This is a genomic window from Synechococcales cyanobacterium CNB (assembly GCA_030263455.1).
In the GTDB taxonomy this organism is placed as follows: domain Bacteria; phylum Planctomycetota; class Phycisphaerae; order Phycisphaerales; family UBA1924; genus CAADGN01.
In genome coordinates, this window is the sequence record SZOZ01000001.1 from 130,954 (window position 1) to 154,997 (window position 24,044).

Genomic DNA, 24,044 nt, shown 5'->3' on the forward strand with positions numbered 1-24,044 from the left:
GGGGAGGGGCGACATGCAGATCATCGAGCAGCGACAGGGCGCCGTCACCGTTCTCAAGCCGATCGGGCCGCTGGTCCAGAAGGACGCCGATGCGCTGAAGACACGTGCGGCGGACGTCCTGCGCAAGAGCCTGGGACGGTTCGTCATCGACGCTTCCGCCATCGCGTACGCCGACAGCCGGGGCCTCGAAGTCCTCGTCGAACTCACGGAGGAACTCGGCACGGGCGGTCAGTCCCTCAAGATCAGCGCGGCCAACGAAACTCTCCGCGAAGTGCTCGAACTCACCGAACTCGCGCCTCTCTTCGAGTATCACGAGGACGTGAACTCCGCCGTGAGGAGCTTCCTGTGAGCGCGACGCCGTACAAGAAGATCCGCGTCGGGGAGGTGCTCCTCCAGGCGGGGCTTGTCAATGAGCAGCAGCTCCAGCGAGCGCTCGAGGACCAGAAGTCCACGGGCCAGATGCTCGGCGAGATGCTCGTTGAGCAGGGTGTCATCACCAGCGCCGCGCTCGTCAGGGCCATCGCGGACTGCCTTGGCGTCAGGGGGTGCCACCTCCGGCACGGCCTGATCGACCCCTCGCTGCTGCAGCTCATCGGCGAGGAAGAGGCCGAGCGACTCAAGGTGATTCCGCTCTTCCGCGTGCGAGACGTGCTCACCGTCGCCATGGCGGAGCCGCAGTCCCTGCCCACGATCGATCGGCTTCGTGCGGTCACCGGCTGTCGCATCAGGCCCGTCTTCGCGCTCGAAGGCAACATCCTTGAGTACATCCGCAAGTACGCCGGCGGGAACGTTGACGTTGACGAGTTCCTCACGTCGCTGGCCCAGACGGACGTGGAGGTCGTCGAGCGGGAGACCGTCGATGAAGGGCCGTCCACCGACCTCGACAAGATGGTCGCCGGCAGCCCGATCGTCAACCTCGTCAACGTCGCGCTGCTCACCGCCGTGAAGGACCGGGCGAGCGACATCCACATCGAACCAGACAAGCGCGGCACAAGAATCCGGTACCGCATCGACGGCGTGCTTCGCGACCTGATGAAGCCCCCCCCGGGCATGCACGCCGCCATCGTGTCGCGCGTCAAAGTCATCGGCAAGATGGACATCGCCGAGAAGCGGCTCCCGCAGGAGGGCCGCGTCCGGATCGTCGCCGAAGGGCGCGAGATCGACCTGCGTGTCAGCAGCCTGCCCACACTGCTCGGCGAGAAACTCGTCGTCCGCATCCTCGACAAGCAGAATCTCCGTGTGCGCCTCGAAGACCTCGGCTTCCGCCAGGACGCCATGGAAACCTTCAAGCGCATCCTGCGGCAGTCGCACGGACTCGTGCTGGTCACAGGCCCCACCGGCTCGGGCAAGACGACCACGCTCTACTCCGCTCTCGACCTCCTCCGCAGCCCGGAACGGAACATCATCACCGTCGAAGACCCGGTCGAGTATCAGCTCGATCTGGTCAACCAGACCGGCGTGAACGAGTCCATCGGCCTCACCTTCGCCCGCTGTCTGCGGAGCATTATCCGCCAGGATCCCGACATCATCATGGTCGGCGAGATCCGCGACGAGGAGACAGCCCGGGTCGCTGTTCAGGCGGCTCTGACGGGGCACGGCGTGCTGGCCACTCTCCACACGAACGACGCGCCGGGAGCGGTTGCACGCCTCCTCGACATGAACGTCGAGTCGTACCTGCTGTCGAGCGCGCTCAACGGCGCGGTCGCCCAGAGGCTGGCACGCACGATCTGTTCGTCCTGCGAGACCAAGTACTACCCGGCCGAGCACGTTCTCAGGGATGCCGGGCTGGACGGCCTTTCCGGGCGGGCGTTCAAGAAGGGCGCGGGGTGCCAGTCCTGCCACAACAGCGGGTACCACGGGCGGTTGGGCGTCTACGAGGTCATGGAAGTGACGTCCGACGTTCGCCAGTTGATCTACCGCGCCGTGCCGTCCCACGAACTCCGTAGGGCGCTGAAGACCCACGGGTACAAGTCGCTCCGCGAAGAGGGGGTGCTTCTCGCGCTCGACGGCAAGACAAGCCTCGAAGAGGTTCTGCGTGTCACCAAGACCGATGAGGGAGGAGATGATGTGACCGAGGTCGCTCCCGCCGTCGAACTCCGGAGGGCCGCATGAAGTTCGAGTGCGTCACCTTCGATCGCAACGGCCGCCGGCAGACCGAACGGGTCGAGGCGGCTTCGCGCGCGGAGGCGACCGAACTTCTCGGCCGCAAGGGGCTGTTTGTCCTTGAGGTCAGCGAGGCGAGCGAGGCTGCGCTCACGTCCGCAAATGCCAGGCGCGGGATTGCTCTCAGGGGTGCGGACAGGACCAAGTGCCTGGCGGAGTTCACGCGCCAGCTCTCGATCCTCGTCGGCACGGGCACGCCCGTCGTTCAGGCGATGGCGGCCGTAGAGCGTCAGACGAAGAACGAGACGTTCCGCGCGGTCGTCGCCGATGTTCGACGGAGGGTCGAGGAAGGATCGACGCTTGCCGACGCGATGGAGAAACACCCCCGCGTCTTCGACGCGGTTGCTCGCAGCCTCGTCGCCGCGGGCGAGTCCGGCGGGCATCTCGACGACATGCTCGCTCGCCTGGCCGCGCTCATGCGCCAGCAGGAGGTCATGCGCGGCTCCATTATCGGGGCGATGGTCTATCCAACCCTCCTGATCGTCGTTGCGTTTTCCGTGCTCATTCTTATGATCGCCTTTGTCATCCCGCGATTCAGCGGCCTCTTCGAGACCCTCGACGCTCCACTTCCGCCCACGACCGCCCTGCTCATGTCCACCAGCGAACTCCTCCGCGCGTACTGGTGGGGGGTCATCATCGTGCTGGGGTGCATCGGCGGGGGCGTGTTCTACTGGCTCGCAACGCCGAGCGGGCGAGAGCTGCTCGACACCCTCGCTGTCCGCGCTCCCAGGCTCGGCAAGCTGGTCCGCAGTCTCGTCACCGCCCGCATCGCTCGGTTGCTGGGGGTGCTGCTGGAAAGCAGGGTTCCGCTCCTGGAGTCGCTCGTGCTCACCCGGCAGGCGATGACCAACTCGCACTACCGGGCGCTGCTCGTGAAGATCGAGGAAGCGGTGACTCGCGGCGAGGCCATGAGCGACGCGCTGGCCGCCTCGGACCTCGTCACGCCGTCGTTCGCCGAGGCGGTTCGCAACGGCGAGCAGGGAGGGCGGGTGAGTTCCGTTCTGCTCAATCTTGCCAACTGCATGGACGAGGACAACGCGATGGTCGTCAAGTCCGTGACCAGCATCATCGAGCCGTTGATCCTGATCGGGCTCGGGCTTGTTGTCGGCTTCGTCGCCATCAGCATGTTCCTGCCGCTCTTCGACGTCACCTCCGTTGTTCAGGGAGGACCGTGACATGTCTCCGGGACTCGCGTCGGCCCGCCTGCGTTCATTCATCGGCATCGACGCCGGCGCGCACAGCGTCAAGGCCGTCCAGTTGTCGCGCGCGCCCGGGCGGCGACTCCACGCCTGCACGACCATGCGCCGCACCGCCGAGGGACAGATCACGCACGATGAGGCGGCGGCGCTCGCAGGGCTTCTCGCACGCCAGGGCTTCTCGGGGAACGATGTCGTCCTGTCGGTTCCGTGGTCTACGCTCCTCACGGGTATCCTCGATCTTCCCCCGCGTTCGTCCGGCGCGCCGGTCGAGCAACTCGCCCGCGTCGAGCTCGCGCGCATGCACAAGTGCGACCCGGGTGCATTCGAGATGGCCTGCTGGGAACTGCCGCCGTCGTCGCGTCGCGGCGCGGGAACGCCCGTCATGGTGGCCGCCTGTCCGCACTCTGACGCGGACGCGCTGATCGACACGTTTGAGGGCGCGGGCCTGCGGGTCGCCGCGCTCGATGTCGGCACGCTCGCGGCGGCACGCGCGTGTTTCGCGAAAGACGCGATCTCGGGGGCGCTGCACGGGCTGATCGATCTCGGGCACGCGGCAGCCCGTCTCTCACTCATCCACCAGGGGGCGTGCATCTACGCTCGCTCCGTGCCCGAGTTCGGCATCGCCTCCCTGCACGCGCGGCTTGCGGCCTCGCTCGATGTCGATGCCTCTGTCACCGAATACCTCGTCGAGGACGTCGGCCTGGCAGAACCTGACAACGCTGAACAGCCGAATCAGCGGGCGTTGCACGAGGCGCGAGCAGCCATCGCCGATCACGCGGCGGGCATCGTCCGCGAGTTGAACCTGTCGCTTGCCTACGCCTCGCACCGATATCCGGACGTGCAGGCCACGGGCGTTGTGCTCTACGGCGGCGGCGCGATGATTCCAGGCATGGCTCCGCACCTGGCCGATCTCACGGGCCTGCCCGTCCGTGCCGCGGAAACGGCCTCTGCTGTTGACGTGCCCGCGCGTCTGCTTTCCCGCGCGGCACGGATTCCCCTCACGATCGCGCTCGGACTTGCCGATCGGACCGACGGATAAGCCATGGTCGCCGTGAACCTCATCCCCTCCTCTCGCCTGCACGCGCGAATCCGTGCCCGCCGCGTCCGCGCGTGGGCCGTTGTCTCGTGCATCTACGCGCTCGCGCTCGCCGCTGGGTGCCTCGGCCTGCGCATCGGGCTCGAAAGCGATGACGCTCAGGCCAGGTCCGTTATCGTATCCGCTTCACAACAGATGGACGCGAGCCGCACCGCCATCGCGCGGCTGAAGTCGGAGCTGGCGGACGTTCGACGCCGTGCCGAAGCCGCGCGACAGATCACCAACCGGCCGGACTGGAGTGTGCTGCTCGCGTTGCTGTCGCGCGACCGCGGCGATGACCTCGCGCTCGTCAGCTGCCATCTCGAATCGCTCGACGAGGGCGGGTACCGGCTCTCGCTCGGGGGCGTGAGCCGGACCCCGGAGCACATCACGGAATTCACGCTTGCGCTCGAACGTTCGGGGGTGTTCGATCGTGTCCGTCTCGTCGAGACCGTGCGTCGCGCCACGCCGCGCGGCGAGGCGGTCGCCTTTTCGCTGGAATGCAGACTCGGCTGGCCCAGGGGGAACTGACCGATGCCTGATCCGAAGCCAAACCGCCTCGCGATCGACGCCCCTGCGATCGGGCTGCTGGCCGCCCTTACGGCCGGAGCGTGGTTCATCGGCGTCCAGCCCGCGCTGAAGGCTCGCGCCGAGCGAGAGACGCTCAACGCTCAGGCGGATACGCGCCTTGCGGAACTCACGCTCGCGCAGCACGAGCAACGGTTGCTTGCCGAATCGCTCGCTGAGGCACGCCGCGTGCTCGAGAACGTCACCGTTCAGCTTGTTCCCAGCCGGCGCATGAACGAGCGTGTCGCCGGCCTGACGAATCTCGCCCGCGAGAACGGGCTGCAACTCGACGAGATCAAGCCCGGCGCTACGACCCGTGAGGAACTTTTCGACCTCGTCGAGATCCGACTCTCCGGACAGGCGTCATATCCGGCATCGGCCGCATTCTTCAACGCTCTCCACACCAACTACCCAGACACGGAGGTCGCCTCGTTCCGCCTTGTCGCTCGCGGCGCGGGCGAACTGCCCGCGGATTCGTTCCAGTTCACCCTGTTGTGGTACGCCGCGCCGGCGGACGCCGCGGAGTAGTTTTTTGACGCCATTTCCCTTGCCCTTGCGTGCCGCGTATTCGCTTGTTGGGGCATGAGGCTCAACAAGCAGCGCAAGGTGTATCTCGGGTTGCTCGCGGTGGCGGGGCTGGCGCTCGCGGCGGACCAGCTGTTCTTCGGCGTTTCGGGGCCGCAGGGGGCTTCCGCCGCCATGCAGACATCCCTCCCGGCCGCCGCAGTCGCAACCTCGCCGACTGGACAGGCCGCTGCGCCGACGGACACCGCCAACGCCCGAATCGCCGGGGCAGCCAGGCTCGCCCAGATTCTCGACACGCTTTCCCGAACGGAGAACCTGACAGCCGCTTCGGCGACCGACGCCTTCGCCATTCCGCAGGAATGGTTGCCCGCTGCCGCGACGAACGACGCTGCGGCCGATAACCGCGACGACTCCGCGACCGTTCCCGCAAGCGCCCCCGTCTCAGAGACGCCGGTGGTGTCCGCAATCATGGCGGGCGGAGCAAGGCCTGCTGCGATCGTCAACGGCCGCCTCATGACGGTCGGCCAGGAGCTGTCGGGCGTCAGGCTGGTCGCGGTCGAAGCAGGAGTGGCGTATGTCCGCACTGCGGATGGCGTCGTCCACGAACTCCGGATTCGGACTCCCGGTGAGCAACCCCGGTGACCGGTGCTCTTCCCGGGGCGCCGTCGAACCGAGTGAACTTGTACGGGGTTTGACGATCGTCGCAGTCCGCCGCGGATCGGAAGCCTTAAGACGAGGGCGGGGGGGGTCGATTTATTCCATATTACCGGCTGCCGGGTTGCCGCCGGTTCCTGGGTCGGACACCGGAAGGAACACACGAGATGCACACTCACACGATCCATCGCAACAGAGCGTTCAGCCTCATCGAACTGGTCATCGTCGTCGTCATCCTGGGGATCATCGGCGCCATCGCCATCCCGCGGATGAGCCGCGGTGCGGCCGGCGCGGCGGACTCCGCGGTCGTCTCCGATCTCGCGGTCCTGCGCAGCGCGATCGACCTCTACCACACCGAGCACGGCGGTTCCTACCCCAGCTTCGCCAAGTTCGAGGAGCAGCTGACCCAGTACTCCGACATCAACGGCAACACCTCCGCCACCAAGGACACCACGCACATCTACGGCCCGTACCTGCGCAGCATTCCCAAGCAGAAGGTCGGCCCGAACAAGGGCTACGCAGGCGTCACCGATACCCAGGGTACCGCGAACTACGGCTGGTGGTACATCGCGTCAACCGGCACCATCAAGGTCAACGCCGCCGACACGGACAAGGACGATCGCGGCGTCGCCTACACCTCGTATTGATCCGGCCGCGTGAAGGTCTGACACGCTCGCTCGGAGGGCCGAACGCCTGAACGGCAACCCGATCCAGCCCACGACGATTCGACCCGGGACGCCCGCGACTCTCGCGGGCGTCCTGTCCAACCGGGGGGGTAGTCGGCGCAGCACGCAGCAGCCCGACAAACCGGGAATTGCCGGACCCAGCGCCATGTCACGAGCCTTCACCCTCATCGAGTTGTCCATCGTGATCGTCGTGGTCGGCGTGGTCGCGGCCGTCTCGTTCCCGAAGTACGCCGAGTCGCGCTCCCGGTACCAGGTCGAACTTGCCGCTCGGAAGGTGTGCGTAGACGCCACCTACGTACAGAACGACGCCCGCTACGGCAGCGTGACCCGCGTCATCGAGTACGACCTGCCCACCGACACCTACAAGTTCGCCTACGCCAGGCCCGGTGCTTCCGCGTCCGAAACCGCTCTCGTCATCCTCCGCGACGAGCCGTTCCGCGTGATGCTGCTGAAGGCGGACTTCAACTCCTCGTCCGTTCTCACGTTCAATGGCTTCGGGGTTCCCGTCGCGGGCGGCGACCTCGCGGTCGGCGCCAACACCAGGGGAAAGTCGATCACGGTCGATCCCGACACCGGCGCGGTGACGACCGCCACGCTGGACGCCGCGACCGTCAAGTCGCTTGCGGACGCGAGCGGCCCCTCGAAAGTGACGCTCACCGACGCCAACGGAAATCCCAAGGCCCCTGCGATGGTTGTTCCCAAGTAGCACGCGATGCGCAAACCCTCACCCAGCACGTCGCGGGCCTACTCCCTCATCGAACTGACGGTGAGCCTGGCGATCGTCTCGATCCTCGTGACGGCCATCGGCTCGCTCATCATCCTTGCCTCGAAGGCCATCCCGCGAGACGACGGCGTCTTCGCCGCCGCGCTCGGCGGGGCGGGCCTCGCCGAGGAACTGATCGACGACGCAGCGTTCGCGCTCGTCTTCAACGAGGTCTCGAAGACCGCGGTCGAGTTCACGCTCGCCGACAGGACAGGCGACGGCAAAGAGGAAGTCGTGCGCTACGCCTGGTCCGGCACGTCCGGCCAACCGCTCATGCGCACGATCAACGGATCGTCTCCCATCATCGTCCTGCCCGACGTGCGATCCCTCGAGTTCTCCGCGACCACACGGCCCGGGAGCGTGTTCCTCGGCAGCGACCAGTCCGCTTCATCCGGGGATATTCAGGAGTACGACTCGGCGCTGCCGCTCTCCCAGCAGGTTACGAACTCGAACTGGTTCGGGTTCTACTGCCCGCCGCCGCAGGCCTCGGGCGCTACCGGCTGGCGCATCACGCGAGTGCGAGTCAAACTTCTCCGTTCCGGATCCGGCGGCGGCACAGGCGATGTGCAACTCCGCAAGCCGAAGGCCGACGGCACGCCAAGCACAACGGTCTATGCCTCCGCCGCCTTCAACGAGGACAACCTCGGCGTCCTGCCCTCATGGCAGACCTTCAACCTCGATTCCGGCGTCGTTCCGGCCGGCCAGGGCATCTGCATCGTCATCCGCGGCACCAACGGGTCGAACGCGACCGGCGTCAGCTACTTCTCGTCCCTCGGCATCCCCGTCGGAACAGTTGGCATGGCTTCTACGAACTCCGGGAGCACCTGGACCACCTACGGAAGCACCTGCGCCCTCCATGACATCGACGGCACCGTCTACCTTACGAGCGAAGGACTCGTTGCCCGCGACTATGTGGACTTCCTCACGGTACGCATTCGCGCGGGCGCGTCCCAGACTGCCATCGAGAAGACCATCAGGCCGCTCAACCGCCCGGAGGTGCTCGATTGAGCCGAGGTCCGGCCTCCAATGCCGCCCGCGTGCAGGCACGAGGCTTCAGCCTCGTGGAGGTTATCGTTGCGATCCTTGTGCTCGCAGCGCTCCTCGCGGCATCGCTGAACACCGTCGCGGCCTCCGCCTCCATGCAGCGGCACGCCGCGGATCGCGCCCGCGCCCGCGTGCTCGCACTCGACCTCCTCAATGAAGCCCGCCGACATCCCTACGACGACCCGATCGCCGGCAGCGGCACCGGGCCCGGCGCCGGAGAAATCAACGGCACACGCTCGCTCTTCAACGACGTGGACGACTTCAACGGCTGGTCCGCATCGCCCCCGCAGCGTACCGACGGATCGGCCATCCCGGGATTCGACGGCTGGACCCGGGCCTGTACCGTCGAGTACGTCAGCGTCGCGAACCCTGCGACAACGGTGCTCACCGATTCGGGCGTCAAGCGGATCACCGTGACCGTCTATCGCGGAAAGCAACCCATGGCGACAGCGACCGGACTCCGCACCCGCGCCCTCGACAAGCACCTCGACTGACGGAGCGACACGATGCGCCACACGCCGACATCACGCCGACGCGGCAGCATCTACCTGCTTGTTCTCGTCACGGTCACCACCGTCACCGTCCTCGGCCTGGCGAGCCTGAGCATCGTCTCCTCCCGGCGCATCGAGTCCGAGAGCGTGGGCGCCGTCATGGACGCGCGCGCCGCGGCCGAGAGCGGGATCGATCTCGCTCTCGCGATCATGCACGACACGCCCGACTGGCGATGGTCGCTCCCCAACGGCGACTGGCGCGCGGATGCGCCACTCGGAGCGGCCACCTACACGATCAACGTCGTCGATCCCGCGGACGGCAACCTCGCCGACGACCCCTGCCAGCCCGTGCTCGTCACCGCGACCGGCCGGGCGTCTCGCGCCAGGTCGATCGTCTCTGTCCGGCTTGAGACCGAGGGACCGTTCGAGGGTGCGTACACCGGGGTGATGACCTCGCTCGCTCCGGTTTCCTACTGGCGGCTCAACGAGAACGCCGGCACGACCGCGATCGACACGATGGGCGAACGCAATGGCGCCTACAAGAACGGAGTTCTGCTCGCACGGCGCACCGGCCTCGGGTGCTCGACCGTTGCTTGGTTCGATGGGGTCAACGACTTCGCCGAGGTTGCCCATCGGAGCAAGTACGAGATCAAGCAAGGCTCCATCGCGCTCTGGCTGCGACCCGAGAAGGTGACGACGCGGATGGGCGTGCTTTCCAAGGCCGCGACCGGCTTCGGCAGCGGGGGGTACCTCGAGATCTTTGTCGATGCCTCGCGTATCCGCGCCCGCATAGCGGACAGCTCATCCTGGAACGTCGTGCGTTCCTCGACCATCGTGCCTGACCGGTGGTACCACGTCGTCCTCACATTCGGCGACGACATGCTTCTTTACGTCGACGGTGTCCTGGTCGATTCACGCGACTTTGACGTGGGCATCGACAAGAACAAGGAGCCGCTCGCCCTCGGCGTCTCCACGGTCAACTCCTCCTCAGGCTCCACCAACGGCTGGACCTCCCCCTTCAAGGGGTCCATCGCCGAGGTGGCGTTCTTCAACAAGATCCTCACCGCGACGGATATCGCCGACCTCTACGCGGCCTATCCACCTCCGCTCAGGATGCGCGTCGTTTCAACCAGTTGGGAACGCATCGCGGACTGAGTGACCGGCTGTCACCTGTCATTACGATCGCTTTGCTGCTTTGCTGCTTTGCTGCTTTGCTGCTTTGCTGCTTTGCTGCTTTGCTGCTTTGCTGCTTTGCTGCTTTGCTGCTTAGCCCGCCTCCGCCCTCGGGTGCGCCTGGTCGTAGGCATCGCGCAGCCGCTGCGTCGTCAGGTGCGTGTAGACCTGCGTGGTGCTCAGCGATTGGTGCCCGAGCAGTTCCTGGACGCTCCGCAGGTCCGCCCCGTTGTCCAGCAGGTGGGTCGCGAAACTGTGCCGCAGCGTGTGCGGGCTGATGGACGGGTCGAGCCCCACGCCCCGCAGGTACTTGTCCAGTTTCCGGCGTACCGACCGGCTGCTCAGCCGCTTCCCGTGCTTGTTCAGGAAGAGCGGGCTGTTGCGACCGGTCGCCCATGCCGATGCGAACCGCGGGTCGTTCTTCGCCATGTCGAGATAACGCCGCACGGCGTCCAGCGCGTGCGAACCCAGCGGCACGATCCGCTCCTTCTTGCCCTTGCCCTGCACGCGAAGGGCCTCGCCGGTCATGTCCAGATCACCGATCGTCAGGCCGACCAGTTCGCTCACACGGATGCCGGTCGAGTACAGCGTCTCCAGCATCGCCCGGTCGCGCCTCCCCAGCACGTCGTTCTCGTCCGGGGCTGCGAGCAACCGCTCCACCTGATCCACCGTGATCGCCTTCGGAAGCCGCTTGCCCTGTCGCGGCGTGCGGATCAGCGTCATCGGGTTCCCCGAGGCCAGACCTCGCCGATCAGCCCACTTGTAGAACGATCGCAGGGTGGCGATCTTCCTAGCCATCGTCGCCGCGGAGTAATCCTGCTCGCCCAGGTGCGAGAGGAATCCTCGGATCAGGTCCGCGTCCGCGGTACAGATCGTTTCCGTCAGCGTCGCGGGCGCGATCGTGCCGGCGACCGCCTTCGCTTCGCCACCGGCGGCACGCCGCTCGTAGGCAGCCTTCTCCGCGATCTCGTTCGGCCTGACGCCGGACTCTTCCGTCAGGTACTCCACGAACTGCCGCAGGTCTGCGCCGTAGCACCGTGCCGTGTACGGGCTGAAATGCCGTTCGTCCGTCAGGTAGGACGAAAACGCTTCAACAATCGCCAGCGTGAACATCACACACACTCCTGGTCCGAAGCAAGGCGCCCGCCTTGCTTCGTCGCTCCGTCATCGTGTCGCTTCACCACCCGCCATCGCGGCGGCGATCTGGCGCGCCACGAGCGCGCCCTCACCCACCGTCAACTGCCCCGCGGTCAACCTCGCCACGGCCCGCATGAGCGTGGCTTCGTCGCCGCGACGGCACGAGAACCGCCAGGTATGCCGTCCCTTCCACAGTGTGACGACGACCTCACCGCCCGATCCGAGCCGCGCCGCCGCGTGCGCCCGCCGTGTGTCGCGTGTTCCGGCGTCCATGCCGTTGCTCCCGTCTCGCCGGCCACGCCGGCTCTCGGGCCGACGGCTACCGGGCGTCTGTCACACGTCCCTGCCCACCGACCCGAGCCGCTTCACGTTCGAGCAGCCGGCGGACGACAAACTGCGACCCGAACTCCGTGTACAACTCCATGCTCGCGGTGTACCGCCTCCATCCGAACGCTCCATCCGGGTCGTGTCTTCCCTGCGAGTACGACCGCAAAGCGATGAGCACGTCGTGGCTCTTCGCATCGAGGTGCGCGCTCACAGCAGAGGCCGGCGTCGTCGCCCACGTGCTCGCGTCCGTTCGTCCTGTTCCGTCCGTCGCGAGCCGCCGCGGATCGACCCCGCCGGCTGTTCCCGCCAGCCGTCCGCTCCGAGCCAGCAGCGCGAGCGAAAGGCCGTAGGTGGGGGGGTCATATGGGTCATACGCCGTGACGGAGCCGACCAGCAGCCCGTCAACGCCCATCGCCGATGCCAGCGCCTCCGCGTCCTCCGGCGTGCGGATATCGTCGATCCCGATCGCCGCCATCGCTTCGAGCGTCCGGTTCACCGGCAGGCATGTGATCCCCAGCACCTGCTGCGCAGCCGCAACGACCTTGTCCGTGAGCAAGAGCGTGTCCGGCACGCTCGTCCCGGACTCGTTCCGCAGCGGGGCGGCCGCCCAGATCACCTCGCCGACCGTCGCCGCGTACGGCGACACCAACACGTGCGGCCGGATCAGCGCGGACTCACGCCGTCCCGACCCGCCGCACCCCGTCGGCGCACAAACGACCGCAGCGAGCGCAGCCGCGCACGCGGACACGCGCAATCCCCGCCCGATCATGGCGAGTTTCACCGAGAGCATGGTCTGTACACTTGTCATGGCTTCCTGCCGTATCGCTCGGGGTTCCACCCCTCGCACTCGCAACCCTTGGGCCAGTCGGCGCCGACCCGCTACGCACACAGTCGTCAGTCGCTGGACTCGACCTGGGCGATCGGCCCGCCGCTCGCCGCGGCCGACGCCAGCACGCGCCCCGCATCAACGCTCCAGATGCTCTCCGTCCCTGTTCGGTTCGACACGAAGTAGACACGCCCGTCGCTCGCCCACACGGGCAGGTGATCGCGCCACGGCCCGCCGGTCAGGGCGACCCGCCACGATCCCTCGACGTTTGTCATCCACAACTGGCCCGACGCCGCGGCCCCGTCCGTTGGCACGACGGAGTACACAACGTGCCGGCCGTCCGGGCTCCACGACGGGTTGATGCACGCCGCATCCGGCAGCGACACGAGGTGCATCGGCGACCCCGCCTCACCCCCGGCGAAGTCCATCATCCACACGCCGTATGCGCCGTCGTCGCGCTCTCGCGGCCGCTGATACACGATCCGATCCGCGCCGCCCGATCCCGTCCCCTGCACCGGGCACCAACGCGGCAGCAGCCCCTCGCCGATGTACCGCGACACCGAAGGGTTGTCCGCATCGACAACCCACAACTCCCACCGTCCGGACGAACGCCCCTGGCGACAGAACACGATCTTTGTCCCGTCCGGGCTCCACGACGGATGCAGATCGGGCGATGCGTCGCGCGTCAACTGCACCGGCCTGCCGCCCGTCACGGGCATCACGTAGAGGTTCCACGCACCGTTCCGGTCACTCACGAACGCGACGCGCTTGCCGTCGGGGCTGATCGCCGGCATCACCTCGCTCGACGACTCGTCCGTCAACTGCGTCAGCACGCTCCCGCCGACGTGTTTCAGGAACAGGTCGGGCGTCTCGCGGTGCCGCGTGCTCGCGAAGACTACGAATCGGCCGTCAGGCGAGACGCTCGGGTCGAAGTCCGCCCCGACGCGCCCGTCCGTGAACGGCGAGGCGTTCGCGCCAACCGAGCCGCCGCCGTGGGCTGGCCCGACCTGGGCGATCAGTCCGGGGATCGGCTCCGCATGGTTCGGCGTGGTTGGCTGTTCAGCGGGTAATGCCGCGGTCGAGGACCGCTGTCCGAACCCGCCGACACTGCACCCCGCTGCCGCGATTATCGTCGCCGCGGCCACTGAACCCGTCGCCAGTCTCGCCTTCGTGCTGCGATCCATGCTGGAGCCCCCGTGCCGCTCTGGGCGAACCAACCGGGCCGCACAGCGCACCCTCCTGCGCCGCCGACCATTACCGTCGCGGCAAGGCCGGCTCCCCTGGCCTCACGCACCCGCGACACGCCCCTCGGAGGGGCCTTATCGGACGCGCCTCCCCCGGCACTTGAGCCGAGAAAAAGCCGCCCAGCACTGTGGATCGGCCCCCAGACGCCCCGACATGAGTCCAGTAATCCAAAGTCCTGTGAACAGCAATGCGGTAGGGCCGGCGGACGCGGGGCTGGTCTCTTGACGACGGCTCGACCTGTCCTGAACGAGATGCCCTCGGCCCGGGATTGCCCTTGGCATGTACACCACCCCCAGTTGTGGGCGAAGCTGCTTCACAACGAGGAGGACTCGCCCTCCAAGGGAACGGGGCGGGTGTCGGGGCGTCAGGGTGGTTGCCCCTCGGTTCAGGCAGTTTGGCGCTTCGAGTAGGATGTACGTGCAACTCTGGGCACGAACGGGGTTCGCGTCGAGGCATATCAGGGGAGCACTTCGAGGCGATCGCAACATGCACGGTGACTTGGCGCGCCGATCCGCAAGTGAGAGGGCAATGTCGGCACATGGGCGGAGGTCGACCACGCTCATGCATGCGTTCTTGGCTGGAAGCTTCGCACTTGCGGGGTGTGGTTCTTGCGTGAAGCAAGACCTGCCGCAGGTCGGCACGTACCGCGTCGGCGTGATGGCAACAGTGAGAGAGGACCATTCTCGACAGGAGCAAGCAGTCTGGCTTCCCGGCGACAGAGACGGTGCGGGTCGGGTTGCCCGTCCGCTGGTTTGGCTGGTCTGGTATCCCGCGGTTGCATCCGCAAGGGAAGAGCCGTCGCGCGCGCACGAGATGGAGGTTCTATCCGGGAGTCCGAGCGAGGCTGCCTTCGCGAAGTGGTTCGAGGCCTACTCTGCCGGTGTTTTCGAGCAGAATTCGCCGCAGCCTGCGGTCGAAACTCGCGACTCTGATGGCACCGGGGTAGCGATCCGTCGCCCATCCGAGCTCGGCACGGTGAGCGCGGTTCCGAACGCACCGCCTGCTCTTCCTTGTGACGGGTTCCCGATCATCGTCTATCACTGCGGGGCGGCCTCGAGCTTCGTTGAAAACGTACCCATGTTCGAAGATCTCGCGTCGAGCGGGTATATCGTTGTAACAAGCGACTTCCATGCCTCGGGACGCGAGGAGTTCTCGATTGATGGCGCCGAGGCGTCGACCGAAGACGTAGACGTGCTGCTTTCGTGGGTAGCGAGTCTTCCGTACGCGGACGTGACTCGAACCGCCATGATCGGCCATAGCCTCGGAGCACAGGTGGCTTTGCGGCATGCGGCGACGTCCTCGAATCCGATGGCTGCCTACATCTTGCTTGAAACAACTCAAGACCCTGCTCGCGTGACGACCACGTGGATGTGGTCGTTCCTTGAGCCGGTGCTTGCTCGCAAGGAGTCGGTACGTTCGCCCCTGCTCTTCGTGGCCGAACCCCACGCAGGATTTGAACTTGGAGACTTGCTGGTGAACGCCGATCGTTGGTACCTCACGCTCCGCGGGATGGGTCACGACGATTACACCCGCGTGGGACTTGCCCGGACCGTTCTCGGCGGCGGTGAACCAGCGAGACAGGCACGCGACGGCCACGAGGCTGTCATGGTCGCCATCGAGTCATTCCTGAACGTCCACCTGCGTGGCGGGCATGCGCACGATGAGTTTGTCGCCTGGATGTCCGCATCGCCGGGCCTGGATTCTCCGTGTCTCGAACACGCGCCACCAGGCACAGGTTCTCCTCGGTATCCGATCAACGCGGATCGCGCCCCTACCCCTCGAGAGGCGCGAAGCCTGCTCGACGACGGTCTGGATGCATTCCTGTCGATCATCTCCGAACATCGCTCGCAGTGGAGCGGATCGGCGATCTACGACGGGAAGTACCTCTATTGGCAGATTCTGGGTTTATTGGATCAGGATCGTGCGGCGGATGCTCGTCGGCTGTGGTTGGGCTATCGGGCACTTGCGCCCGACTCCGACCGGCTGCCGCGACAGTTCGAGTCGCTGGCGGACGTCCTGGAGGCTCATGGAGCAGTTGATCAGGGGGTCAGGCTGCGCCGATATGCGGCAATCTTGCTCGGCGTCAGCGACGCCCCTGCGAGCGGTAATTGAGGGATGGTGCGGTGTCGCTGCGCGCGATCCAAGGCGATCGTTGCAGCCATGCGGGTGTCACGCATCCGACTCACGCGCCATGATCGCGGGTGTTTCACCTCTCCGGACCCACCGTGCCCCCGGCCCGCGCGGCTCGCGGCTCGCCAGCAGCCGTTCGAGATAGTCCGCCAGCCGCTCGTCTGTGAATCCCTCCAGAAAGTCGCGCGAGCGTCCTCCGGTCAGTTCCAGGATCCGGGACATCAACTGTTCACGGCTCAGGCCCCCTGACCCGCTCTCTCGCGACGAGCCGCGACCGTGAGCGTGCGGCTGTCCCTGCGAGTTCTCACTCGCCGTCGCTTCGAGCCTCGCCTTGCGCTCGCGTTCCTCTCGCGCCCGGATCGTGCCGCACGCCACGCCCTCGAACAGGTTGTCGGTCATGGCCGGATTCTCCACGACGTCTCCAGGCCTCCCGCCCGTGCATCGCCTTTTACCGCCGGCCTCCGGCCGAGCCGCCATCCTCGTGCCCCCCGCACGAAGCCGACCACTATCGGCTTCCATCTTCGGGACCGGCCAGAACCGCGTTCATCGCGCATCGCTTGCGCAACCGAATCACGCCCTACCCTCCCGCGTGATCGCCTCCGACCGCCTCGTCCTCTGGCATCGCACACCCGACGGTGCCGAACTGCTGCGTGCTTTCGCCGATGCTGAGCCGCCCTTCGCCGTGTTCGCCGACTCGAACCCACTGGCAGACGATCCCCGCGTTCTCGCGGTTGAGTTCGCGGGGGCACCGCGCCTGCTTCTCCCGACCGGTCGTATTGACGCCACAGACCCGGCCGAAGCCGCCGTCCGAACCTGGAGCCGCCAGTCATGGGCCACGCTCTCCCGCTTCTGCGGCGAGGTCACCAAGTCCGGCCTGCGGCTCTGGCTCCTGCCCGCCGCTGGCGACGTGCTTTCGGATGCCCCTCGAACGGCCGCGTTCTTGGCGGAACATCCCGGCCTTGGGTTCGTGCTCGAACCGGCCGCGCTGCTCACGCCCGGCATGCTCGACCACGCCGACGACCATCTCGACCGCATCGCCGGCTCGCTCGGCCACCACTCGGCCTGCGCGGCGTTGTTCATCAGCGACGCGAAGGTCTCCGCCGGGTCGCTCGTGCGGTGCCAAGTCGGTCATGGGGCGATCGGCGCGAGGCGACTTGCTCGGTTCCTCACGGCCTGCCGCCCCGACGTTCCGGTCGTGCTCTTGGCCGACGCCGCCGAGGAGCAGCAATCCGCTCTCGCCGACGCCGCGCGGGCGATGCCCTAGACTGATCCCCGCACGCGGAGCCGACCATGCCGAATCTCGATCACCCGACCTTCGCCCTCGTGAAAGGCCACTTCCCCGGCAAGCGCTTCCGTGCCACGGAGTTCCGCGGACAGTCCACGCTCATCGTCGAACCGGCGGACCTGCACGAGGTAATGCGACTCCTGCGCGACCACGAGTCCGCCCGGTACGACTTCCTCTCCGACGTTCTCGGGGTCGATTACCTGAACTACCCCGCGAGGATGCCCGGCCGGTTCGCGGTCGTCTACAACCTGGTCTCCACCTTGCGCGACGACCGCTTCTTTGTCAAGACCTTCCTCGACCCCTCGATCCCCACCGACGGCATCGATGAAGACCCCGCGCTCTGGGTCGATTCGGTGACGGACCTCTGGCCCGGCGCGGAATGGCGCGAGCGCGAAGTCTTCGATATGTACGGCATCCGCTTCCGCAACCACCCCGACCTGCGCCGCATCCTGACGTGGAAGGATTACCCCGCCCACCCGCTGCGCAAGGACTACCCGCTTCGCGGGCGTGGCGAGCGCGAGTCCTACCGCGTGATCGACCGTTCGAGCGCGTGAGTCAGCGCGGTGCGCGGGCCGGCCCCGGTTCGCGCACCTCGATCCGGTCCGTCACGAGATTCCAGAAGATGCGCCGCGCCGTCACCGGCGAGGTTCGCCCGACCTCGACCACCGTGACCACCCCCCCTTCATCGGCGAAAGCCTCGGCTGTGCCCGCGATCGCGTCGTATTCCAGCCGGTGCCCGGTCAGCTCGTGCCGACCGGATCGCACCCAGACCTTGCCGACGGCGGTCGCGTACTCGAGTTCGCCGCTCAGGTCGCCGGCCTCGTCGGCGGATGCGTTGCGGATGCGTGCGGTGATCGACTCCGCTTCGAGGTCGGTCCGCAGGCTGTCGGCAAGCCTTCGATGGCTCAGCCGCACGCCGCCGTGCATCGTCGCCTCGCTCTTCGCCTGATCGACGTGGAACGACTGAGACCAGTCGAAGAGCGCGGTGCCGCGGTTGCCGTCATTCGAGCCGGCTTCGGTGTCCGCGCGCAGGTCCGCGACCATGAGCCGACCCGCGCCCGGCACGTCGAGCGTGCCCGCCGTGTTGTCCGCGATGATCTCGTGCCCGAAGAGCGTGAAGGCCCGCGCCAGCCGTGGGGGCGCATCCGGGCCGGCGTCGATCGAACGCGTGCTCTCAACGGATGCCGGAATCGGAACGGTGTCATCGTCCGCTTCGGGCGGTGCGGCCCAGGCGTGCATGCGCAGCACGCGCCGCGAACGCGACTGTGCCGCCGGGTCCGTCGAGTCGAGCGTGACGGCCTCGCCCTCGGGCGCCGGTTCGAGTTCGACGCGAACGCGCTCCGCCCGGATCGTGTCGCGGGAGACCGGGTCCGGCTCGCTGATCGCAACGACATCGCCGGTCGCTTCAAGGATGCCGGTCCGGTCGTCGAAGGTCATGCCCGCGGCCCACTCGGCGTGGGTGCGTGTGGGCGGCTCGCCCGGGTTGCGGGTGCGGTGCTCGAACGTGCCCGCCCCGAGCGAGGTCGCGGTGCGGCGCGTGCCGTCCAGGCGGACCTCGTCGCCGGTGATGCGCGTCCCCTCGCGTTCGACGAGCGTTCCATCACCCGCGACTTCGAGCCGCTGCTCGTCGAGGTTCGCCCAGAGCGATTCGCCCTCGATGCGCAGGCGATCCGAGCGGCGCGAGAATCGGACCTCCCCGCGTGCGGAGACGGTCTGCGCGACCACCGCGCCGCGGTCATCGGTCGTCAGGTCGGCGTCGATCGCGCGGGCGCGAACCTCGGCGTCGTTCTGCCGGAAGCGACCGTTCCCCTCGGCGGTGACGCGGACGGGATCGACGCCGTCGCCGGCTTCGTTGGCCACGAAGTCGATGCGGAGCCTGTCCCACGGTCCGCCGCCACCGCCCTTGCCGTCGTTCACCACGGCCGCGCCGATCGCGTCGATGCTGCGCAGCCCGGCGGCCTGCGGGGCGTTCGGCTCGAAGACGGCGCGAAGCAGGTCGGCTTCGAGCGAGGCATCCTCCTCGGCGGCGCGCACCTTGCCGACGAAGTCCGCTCGCAGCAGTTCGCCGGTCATGGTGCCGTCGCGCACCATGAACCAGAGGTCGGCCCGCTCGCCCCAGTCGATGCGGCTCAGGCCGTTCATCGACGAAGCGACGCCCGAGCCGCGCGCGACGGCGACGCCCGTGTCGAGCGGGAGCTCGAGCCTGCCGACGCGGACCGAGCCGCCGGATTCGCCCGGCTGTTCCAGCAGCACGCCTTCCTGGCCCTGTCCGCTGAGGACGACGACCCGGCGCGTCGCGGCGTAGTCAACCTGCGCGGCCCGGCCCGTACCGCCCGATTCGGTATCGGCGAGCTGGACGACGCCCGTCTCTTCAGCGGTGATGCGAGCCGCCACGTGGTCTTCGGCGAGTGTGGGCGGACGATCCGCGAGCGGACGGATCTCGAGCGGCCCGGTCCACGTCAGCTCCGCCGGGCCGTCGGCCGCGGGACGACCGAAGACGGGAACGGCGGCGGGGGTCTGCGCTTCGGGCGGGCGATCGGCTTGCGGCTTCGGCGCTTCACGGACGACGGCTTCCCCGGTACCTTCGCGCGGCGTGACGCGCGGCGGGGGTGTCGGGGCAGGTTCAGCCTTGCGGGGTTCGCCGATCGCATCCTCGGGAAGCCGGTTGTCGAGCAGGCGCGTCCAGACGCTCATCCGGTCGCCGCGCACGGACTGCGAGCCTTGCGTCAGCACCACCTCGCGCTGAAAGAGCGCGTGATAGAACGACTCCTTCGGCTCGACGGCCGGGGCAGGCTCGGACGCTGGGGGGGGTGGCGGCGTGCCGGCCGCGCGGTCGGCCCGGACGGTCGCGCCCGGCCGTGCGTCGGCTTCGGCCCGCGTGGCGGCAGGCTCGGGCCTCGCGGCCGCCTCGCGGCGCTCGCGCATGCGGGCGGTCGAGCGGGCCCGCTCCGCGGGATCGACGCGGAGGTACTCGCCGCGCGCGACCGTCGCCACCTCGAGGCGTTCGAGCACCTGGTTGACGAGAATCTTCACGTCCGATCCGGCGAACTCGACCCCCTGGCCGTTGAGCAGGAGGCGGTCCGGCGTCGAGACCTCGCCGAGCGTGAAGTCGAACGTGAGCGACTCGGTGCGCGCTGTGAGGGCAGGTTCGTCGGAGTCGATGTCCGGCCTCGTGCCGTCCGCCGGCATCTCGAAGAGACGGATGACGACCGATCCGACGAAGCGCCCGGACTCCGGCTCGCGCGAGCGGTCGGGCATGTAGAGCGTGCCCTCGTTCGCCTCGACGTGCACGGCCCGCCCGTCCTTCAGGAACATCCAGGCCCTCGGCGTGCCGACGTGGTACCGCCCCGGGTTCGTCGGCTGCACCGTGCGCGAGCGCAGTTCCCCGGCGAGCCGCGTCGGGTCGTTGCGGTCCATGACCTGCACGAAGAGGCCGGACGCGCCCGTGGGCTGCGGCTGGCCGCCGAGCAGCGTCGCGTCGCGCGCGCCGGGCGGGATGAGGTCGGGGAAGTCGCCCGGGTTCGTGCCGTGCTTCGCCCCCGGGCCGCGCACCGCGAGGAACACGACGGCGACCACGACGACGCCCGCCAGCGCGATCGACGCGAGCATGACGGTTCGGCGCGGGTCGCGGGGGGGGGCTGGGTCAGGTCTGGGTGCCATCGTACCTCCGGAAGAGCGGCGTGAGCGCGTCGCGTGCTTCGAGCAGGTGCTCGACGGCCTCGCGGACCGCGCCGCGGCCGCCGGGCGCACGCGTCACGAACCGTGCCCGCTCGCGCACGCGCGGGTCCGCGTCCGCCACCGCCATGGGATAGGCGACGAGGCGCATGGCGGCGAGGTCGGGCCAATCGTCGGCGAGGTAGGCCGCGCGGTCCGGCGCGACGCCCGTTCGCCGGCAGACCTCCCGCACGGCATCCCCCTTGTCGCCGGCGGCTTCGATGACGGATTCGATGCCGAGTTCCGCGGCGCGCCTGCGCACGGCCTCGCCGCCGCGGCGGGTGACGATCGCGCACGCCCCCCCCGCCTCGACCCACAGCTTCACGCCGAAGCCGTCGCGGACGTTGAAGGCCTTGGTCTCGCCGCCGCGGTCGTCGTAGACGATGGACCCGTCCGTCATGACGCCGTCCACGTCGAGGATCAGGAGTGTGACGGAGGCGGGGACGCTCACGGGTCGTTCCTGACGAGGCGCATGGCGACGAGGTCCTGCACGTCGAGCAGCCCGACGGGGCGGCCCTCGCCGTCCACGACCGGGATCTCGTCCTGGCGGTGCTCGCGCACCATGCGGACCGCGTCGCGCAGCAGGGCGTCGTGCGGCAGCGAGCGCGGCGAGCGCGTCATCACCTCGCTGATGGGGCGTGCGAGTTCGGCCGCGTCGCGCAGGATGAGCCGCCGCAGGTCGCCGTCGGTGAAGATGCCCGAGAGCCTGCCGCTCGCCGGGTCCACCAGCAAGATCGCGCCCGGTCGTCGGCCCGCCCGCGAGGCTTCGCGCAGGGCGTCGGCGACGGAGCGGTCGTGGGGGATGAGCGGCGTGTTCACGCCCGCGCGGAACCGGAGCAGTTCGGTGATGGGACGGAGCAGGCCGCCCAGCGCCCCGCCGGGGTGGCGCTTGGCGAAGTCGGCGTCGGTGAAGTTGCGCCGGCGCGCGGCGGCGAGGGCGAGGGCGTCGCCGAGCGCGAGCGTCGCGGCCGTGGACGAGGTCGGCGCGGAGACCGGCCCTGCCTCGTCGCCGTCACCGAGCGTGAGCGCGACCGTGGCGAGCCGTTCCAGGCTCGACCGGGGCCGGTCGGGGTCGCGTCCGTCGCCGCCGGTGATCGAGATGATCGGGATGCCGTCCTGCCGCAGGACCGCCGCGAGGTTGACGACTTCGTCCGTCTCCCCGGAGCGGCTGAGGGCGATGACGGTGTCGGCGGGTCGGAACCGGCCGAGGTCGCCGTGGGCGGCCTCGGTGGGGTGGACGGGGTGCGAGGGGATGCCGAGCGAGGAGAGCGTCGCCGCGATCTTCGCCCCGATCAGCCCGCTCTTGCCCAGCCCGGTGACGAGGACGGCGCCGCCCGCGTCGGGGCACCGGGCGAGCAGGTCGACCGCGAGCGTGAACCGCGAGTCCAGCTGGTCGGCGAGGGTGTCGAGGGCGTCGGCCTCGGCGCGGATCACGCCCCGGGCGAAGTCGAGTTCGGCCTCGGCGGGCGGGTTGGCGGTGGGGGGCGCGGTGGGCGGCTGCGCCGGTCGGGTCCGCGGCATGAGGGAAGGGTACACTGGCCGGGAAAGCAAAGCAGCAGCAAGGGGCGGACGGACCGGACGGGGATTCGTGGGGGGCGGGGTTCGCAAGGAGCGGCGGGTGGCGCAGGGCGAGTACACGGTGCGGCTGGAGGCGTTCGAGGGGCCGCTCGACCTGCTGCTTTACCTGATCCGCAAGGCCGAGGTGGACGTCGCGGACATCCCGGTCGCCACGATCGCGGACCAGTACCTCGGCTCTCTCTCGCACGTCGAGCGCGTGGACGTGGAGCGGGCTGGCGAGTTTCTCGTCATGGCCGCGACGCTCATGGAGATCAAGTCGCGCCTGCTCCGGCCTCCATCCGAGGGGGGGGCACGGGCGGGTGAGGGTGAGGGGGGGAGCGGGGGAGGAGAGTCGGGCCGCGAGGCGGACGACCCGCGGGCCGAACTCGTCCGCCAGCTGCTCGCCTACAAGATGTACCGCGACGTGGCCGACGAGCTGGCCCGCCGCCACGACGAGTGGCAGCGGCGTTTCCCCGGCGGGCGGGCGGGCTTCGACCGGGCGGCGGCGGCCGACCCGCAGGGCGATGAGCAGATCGACCTGGAGGACGTGTCGCTGATCGATCTCGTCGAGGCGTTCCGGCGCATCAGCGAGACGGTGGCCTTCGATCGGCTGGGCGAGCACGAGGTCGTCGCGGACGACACGCCGATCGAGCTGCACGCCGAGGACGTGCTGGACCGCCTGCGCCGCGAGCCGGACGGGATCGAGCTGCGCGCCCTGTTCGCGGGGCGCACGCGCCCGGAGGCGATCGGGCTGTTCCTGGCTGTGCTGGAACTGGTCAGGCGGCGTGCGATCTCGGTGATGCACGAGGCCGAGAGCGGCCGGTTCGTGCTGCGGCTGCGCGGGGAGGATGACGCGCTGCCCTCGCCCGCGCCCGGCGAAGATTCTTAGTTGTTCATTTGGCCCTTTGGCGCTTTGGCCATTTGGCGATTTTCTCAAGTGAAACAGGGCGCCGGGCCTTCGCCCGACGCCCCGCGTGCTTCTGATCGTGTCGGCTTGCTAGGCAGCCAGGCGGACGCGCTCGCCCTGCTCGGCGTTCTCGTCCTGCTCGCCCGCGGAGGCGGTGAAGACGGAGACGCCGCCGACGCCGAAGTTGACGACGAAGAGCGCCGGCTCGCCGCGCCTGGTCGAGCGGACGGCGGTGACCCTGTAGAGGACGGTGGCGGCCCCGGCGGGGAGCGACTCATCGGCGAAGGTGCGTTCGCCGACGGAGCCGACGAAGACGTACGCCCCGTCGCCGACGCGGCGCTGCACCTCGTACATGGTTCCCGCGGAGCCTGCGGGGTTGTCGCACTTCCAGCGCAGGGCCAGTTCGCCGCTCTGCATCAGCGAGACGCGGGGCTGGTAGGGCGTGCCGGGGGCGGGGGAGGGGGCGCGGATGCTGCGCGAAACGCCCCGGCGCGTGCGGGAACCGCGTGCGGACCTTCGCGGAAGCCCGCAAACGGTCGCTGTTGATCCATCAACAGCCGTTGTTGCTGCATCCAC

General features: G+C 68.4%; 24 protein-coding genes and 1 pseudogene. 17 read left to right on the forward strand and 8 right to left on the reverse strand.

Going from position 1 to position 24,044, the window contains the following annotated elements; translation table 11 throughout:
- The first annotated feature begins 13 nt into the window (after nucleotides 1-13).
- The 12 genes from FBT69_00590 to FBT69_00645 all read left to right on the forward strand — a co-directional run bounded on the left by FBT69_00590 (nucleotide 14) and on the right by FBT69_00645 (nucleotide 10,322).
- Nucleotides 14-349, forward strand: a complete 336-nt coding sequence (locus tag FBT69_00590; GenBank protein ID MDL1903297.1) for an STAS domain-containing protein — start codon at nucleotides 14-16, stop codon at nucleotides 347-349.
- Entirely contained in the window at nucleotides 346-2,112 is a 1,767-nt protein-coding gene (locus FBT69_00595; GenBank protein MDL1903298.1) for a type II secretion system protein GspE, read from the forward strand. Before FBT69_00590 ends, FBT69_00595 begins: the two co-directional genes overlap by 4 nt.
- Nucleotides 2,109-3,338: a type II secretion system F family protein gene (locus tag FBT69_00600; GenBank protein MDL1903299.1), complete on the forward strand. Its 1,230-nt coding sequence runs from the start codon at nucleotides 2,109-2,111 to the stop codon at nucleotides 3,336-3,338. Before FBT69_00595 ends, FBT69_00600 begins: the two co-directional genes overlap by 4 nt.
- 1 nt (nucleotide 3,339) lies before the next feature.
- Entirely contained in the window at nucleotides 3,340-4,401 is a 1,062-nt protein-coding gene (locus tag FBT69_00605; protein MDL1903300.1) for a hypothetical protein, read from the forward strand.
- A 3-nt stretch (nucleotides 4,402-4,404) separates the two neighbouring features.
- Nucleotides 4,405-4,968, forward strand: a complete 564-nt coding sequence (locus tag FBT69_00610; GenBank protein ID MDL1903301.1) for a PilN domain-containing protein — start codon at nucleotides 4,405-4,407, stop codon at nucleotides 4,966-4,968.
- Nucleotides 4,969-4,971: 3 nt separating this feature from the next.
- Entirely contained in the window at nucleotides 4,972-5,532 is a 561-nt protein-coding gene (locus FBT69_00615) for a hypothetical protein (protein ID MDL1903302.1), read from the forward strand.
- Nucleotides 5,533-5,586: 54 nt separating this feature from the next.
- On the forward strand, nucleotides 5,587-6,171 hold the full coding sequence (locus FBT69_00620) for a hypothetical protein (protein ID MDL1903303.1): 585 nt from the start codon (nucleotides 5,587-5,589) through the stop codon (nucleotides 6,169-6,171).
- Between the two features lie 179 nt (nucleotides 6,172-6,350).
- Nucleotides 6,351-6,830, forward strand: coding sequence for a prepilin-type N-terminal cleavage/methylation domain-containing protein (locus tag FBT69_00625; GenBank protein ID MDL1903304.1), 480 nt, complete (start codon nucleotides 6,351-6,353; stop codon nucleotides 6,828-6,830).
- Between the two features lie 184 nt (nucleotides 6,831-7,014).
- A complete protein-coding gene (locus FBT69_00630) occupies nucleotides 7,015-7,575 on the forward strand; it encodes a prepilin-type N-terminal cleavage/methylation domain-containing protein (protein ID MDL1903305.1) in 561 nt (186 codons plus the stop codon).
- Between the two features lie 6 nt (nucleotides 7,576-7,581).
- The gene (locus FBT69_00635; GenBank protein MDL1903306.1) at nucleotides 7,582-8,640 is read left to right on the forward strand and encodes a prepilin-type N-terminal cleavage/methylation domain-containing protein; all 1,059 of its coding nucleotides are present in this window, start codon (nucleotides 7,582-7,584) and stop codon (nucleotides 8,638-8,640) included.
- The gene (locus tag FBT69_00640; GenBank protein ID MDL1903307.1) at nucleotides 8,637-9,170 is read left to right on the forward strand and encodes a prepilin-type N-terminal cleavage/methylation domain-containing protein; all 534 of its coding nucleotides are present in this window, start codon (nucleotides 8,637-8,639) and stop codon (nucleotides 9,168-9,170) included. The genes FBT69_00635 and FBT69_00640 overlap by 4 nt, the downstream gene beginning before the upstream one ends.
- A 12-nt stretch (nucleotides 9,171-9,182) precedes the next feature.
- Nucleotides 9,183-10,322 (forward strand): LamG domain-containing protein, encoded by a 1,140-nt coding sequence (locus FBT69_00645; GenBank protein ID MDL1903308.1) that lies wholly within the window; start codon nucleotides 9,183-9,185, stop codon nucleotides 10,320-10,322.
- Nucleotides 10,323-10,433: 111 nt separating this feature from the next.
- On the opposite strand, the gene xerC is transcribed toward FBT69_00645, so the two are convergent.
- From xerC to FBT69_00665, 4 genes are all read right to left on the reverse strand, one after another.
- On the reverse strand, nucleotides 10,434-11,453 hold the full coding sequence (xerC, locus tag FBT69_00650) for a tyrosine recombinase XerC (protein ID MDL1903309.1): 1,020 nt from the start codon (nucleotides 11,451-11,453) through the stop codon (nucleotides 10,434-10,436).
- A 51-nt stretch (nucleotides 11,454-11,504) separates the two neighbouring features.
- Complete coding sequence (locus FBT69_00655; GenBank protein MDL1903310.1) at nucleotides 11,505-11,750, reverse strand: hypothetical protein; 246 nt, start codon at nucleotides 11,748-11,750, stop codon at nucleotides 11,505-11,507.
- A 46-nt stretch (nucleotides 11,751-11,796) separates the two neighbouring features.
- Nucleotides 11,797-12,612 carry a hypothetical protein gene (locus FBT69_00660; protein MDL1903311.1) on the reverse strand — a complete coding sequence of 272 codons (816 nt, stop codon included), beginning with the start codon at nucleotides 12,610-12,612 and terminating at the stop codon, nucleotides 11,797-11,799.
- Between the two features lie 86 nt (nucleotides 12,613-12,698).
- Complete coding sequence (locus FBT69_00665) at nucleotides 12,699-13,814, reverse strand: hypothetical protein (GenBank protein MDL1903312.1); 1,116 nt, start codon at nucleotides 13,812-13,814, stop codon at nucleotides 12,699-12,701.
- 340 nt (nucleotides 13,815-14,154) lie between these two features.
- On the opposite strand from FBT69_00665, the gene FBT69_00670 reads away from it, so the two are divergent.
- Nucleotides 14,155-15,987: an alpha/beta hydrolase gene (locus tag FBT69_00670; GenBank protein ID MDL1903313.1), complete on the forward strand. Its 1,833-nt coding sequence runs from the start codon at nucleotides 14,155-14,157 to the stop codon at nucleotides 15,985-15,987.
- Between the two features lie 57 nt (nucleotides 15,988-16,044).
- Here FBT69_00670 and FBT69_00675 read toward each other — a convergent pair whose 3' ends face one another.
- On the reverse strand, nucleotides 16,045-16,404 hold the full coding sequence (locus FBT69_00675; protein MDL1903314.1) for a hypothetical protein: 360 nt from the start codon (nucleotides 16,402-16,404) through the stop codon (nucleotides 16,045-16,047).
- 190 nt (nucleotides 16,405-16,594) lie between these two features.
- On the opposite strand from FBT69_00675, the gene FBT69_00680 reads away from it, so the two are divergent.
- Nucleotides 16,595-17,269 (forward strand): hypothetical protein, encoded by a 675-nt coding sequence (locus FBT69_00680; protein MDL1903315.1) that lies wholly within the window; start codon nucleotides 16,595-16,597, stop codon nucleotides 17,267-17,269.
- Between the two features lie 26 nt (nucleotides 17,270-17,295).
- Complete coding sequence (locus tag FBT69_00685; protein ID MDL1903316.1) at nucleotides 17,296-17,844, forward strand: NADH-quinone oxidoreductase subunit C; 549 nt, start codon at nucleotides 17,296-17,298, stop codon at nucleotides 17,842-17,844.
- A gap of 1 nt (nucleotide 17,845) precedes the next feature.
- Here the strand turns inward: FBT69_00685 and FBT69_00690 are convergent, their stop codons facing one another.
- From FBT69_00690 to FBT69_00700, 3 genes are read right to left on the reverse strand one after another with little or no spacing between them, the layout of a single operon-like run.
- The gene (locus FBT69_00690; protein ID MDL1903317.1) at nucleotides 17,846-20,950 is read right to left on the reverse strand and encodes a hypothetical protein; all 3,105 of its coding nucleotides are present in this window, start codon (nucleotides 20,948-20,950) and stop codon (nucleotides 17,846-17,848) included.
- Entirely contained in the window at nucleotides 20,934-21,404 is a 471-nt protein-coding gene (locus FBT69_00695) for a phenylphosphate carboxylase subunit delta (GenBank protein MDL1903318.1), read from the reverse strand. Before FBT69_00695 ends, FBT69_00690 begins: the two co-directional genes overlap by 17 nt.
- 47 nt (nucleotides 21,405-21,451) lie before the next feature.
- Nucleotides 21,452-22,525, reverse strand: a complete 1,074-nt coding sequence (locus FBT69_00700; GenBank protein MDL1903319.1) for a KpsF/GutQ family sugar-phosphate isomerase — start codon at nucleotides 22,523-22,525, stop codon at nucleotides 21,452-21,454.
- Between FBT69_00700 and FBT69_00705 the strand changes: the two genes are divergently transcribed.
- Together FBT69_00705 and FBT69_00710 are read left to right on the forward strand one after the other, a co-directional pair.
- Entirely contained in the window at nucleotides 22,257-23,450 is a 1,194-nt protein-coding gene (locus tag FBT69_00705; GenBank protein MDL1903320.1) for a hypothetical protein, read from the forward strand. The genes FBT69_00700 and FBT69_00705 overlap by 269 nt on opposite strands.
- Nucleotides 23,451-23,722: 272 nt before the next feature.
- Nucleotides 23,723-23,941: pseudogene (locus FBT69_00710) on the forward strand (hypothetical protein).
- The last annotated feature ends 103 nt before the right edge of the window (nucleotides 23,942-24,044 follow it).

Bases quoted from the DNA above. Each gene is read 5' to 3' on its own strand.
- FBT69_00625 (MDL1903304.1), top strand. From the start codon at position 6,351: ATGCACACTCACACGATCCATCGCAACAGAGCGTTCAGCCTCATCGAA.
- FBT69_00645 (MDL1903308.1), top strand. From the start codon at position 9,183: ATGCGCCACACGCCGACATCACGCCGACGCGGCAGCATCTACCTGCTT.
- FBT69_00620 (MDL1903303.1), top strand. From the start codon at position 5,587: ATGAGGCTCAACAAGCAGCGCAAGGTGTATCTCGGGTTGCTCGCGGTG.
- FBT69_00630 (MDL1903305.1), top strand. From the start codon at position 7,015: ATGTCACGAGCCTTCACCCTCATCGAGTTGTCCATCGTGATCGTCGTG.
- FBT69_00700 (MDL1903319.1), bottom strand. From the start codon at position 22,525: ATGCCGCGGACCCGACCGGCGCAGCCGCCCACCGCGCCCCCCACCGCC.
- FBT69_00695 (MDL1903318.1), bottom strand. From the start codon at position 21,404: ATGACGGACGGGTCCATCGTCTACGACGACCGCGGCGGCGAGACCAAG.
- FBT69_00685 (MDL1903316.1), top strand. From the start codon at position 17,296: ATGCCGAATCTCGATCACCCGACCTTCGCCCTCGTGAAAGGCCACTTC.
- FBT69_00655 (MDL1903310.1), bottom strand. From the start codon at position 11,750: ATGGACGCCGGAACACGCGACACACGGCGGGCGCACGCGGCGGCGCGG.
- FBT69_00665 (MDL1903312.1), bottom strand. From the start codon at position 13,814: ATGGATCGCAGCACGAAGGCGAGACTGGCGACGGGTTCAGTGGCCGCG.
- FBT69_00635 (MDL1903306.1), top strand. From the start codon at position 7,582: ATGCGCAAACCCTCACCCAGCACGTCGCGGGCCTACTCCCTCATCGAA.
- FBT69_00675 (MDL1903314.1), bottom strand. From the start codon at position 16,404: ATGACCGACAACCTGTTCGAGGGCGTGGCGTGCGGCACGATCCGGGCG.
- FBT69_00670 (MDL1903313.1), top strand. From the start codon at position 14,155: ATGTACACCACCCCCAGTTGTGGGCGAAGCTGCTTCACAACGAGGAGG.
- FBT69_00605 (MDL1903300.1), top strand. From the start codon at position 3,340: ATGTCTCCGGGACTCGCGTCGGCCCGCCTGCGTTCATTCATCGGCATC.
- FBT69_00660 (MDL1903311.1), bottom strand. From the start codon at position 12,612: ATGACAAGTGTACAGACCATGCTCTCGGTGAAACTCGCCATGATCGGG.
- xerC (MDL1903309.1), bottom strand. From the start codon at position 11,453: ATGTTCACGCTGGCGATTGTTGAAGCGTTTTCGTCCTACCTGACGGAC.
- FBT69_00705 (MDL1903320.1), top strand. From the start codon at position 22,257: ATGCCGAGCGAGGAGAGCGTCGCCGCGATCTTCGCCCCGATCAGCCCG.
- FBT69_00690 (MDL1903317.1), bottom strand. From the start codon at position 20,950: ATGGCACCCAGACCTGACCCAGCCCCCCCCCGCGACCCGCGCCGAACC.
- FBT69_00610 (MDL1903301.1), top strand. From the start codon at position 4,405: ATGGTCGCCGTGAACCTCATCCCCTCCTCTCGCCTGCACGCGCGAATC.
- FBT69_00600 (MDL1903299.1), top strand. From the start codon at position 2,109: ATGAAGTTCGAGTGCGTCACCTTCGATCGCAACGGCCGCCGGCAGACC.
- FBT69_00590 (MDL1903297.1), top strand. From the start codon at position 14: ATGCAGATCATCGAGCAGCGACAGGGCGCCGTCACCGTTCTCAAGCCG.
- FBT69_00615 (MDL1903302.1), top strand. From the start codon at position 4,972: ATGCCTGATCCGAAGCCAAACCGCCTCGCGATCGACGCCCCTGCGATC.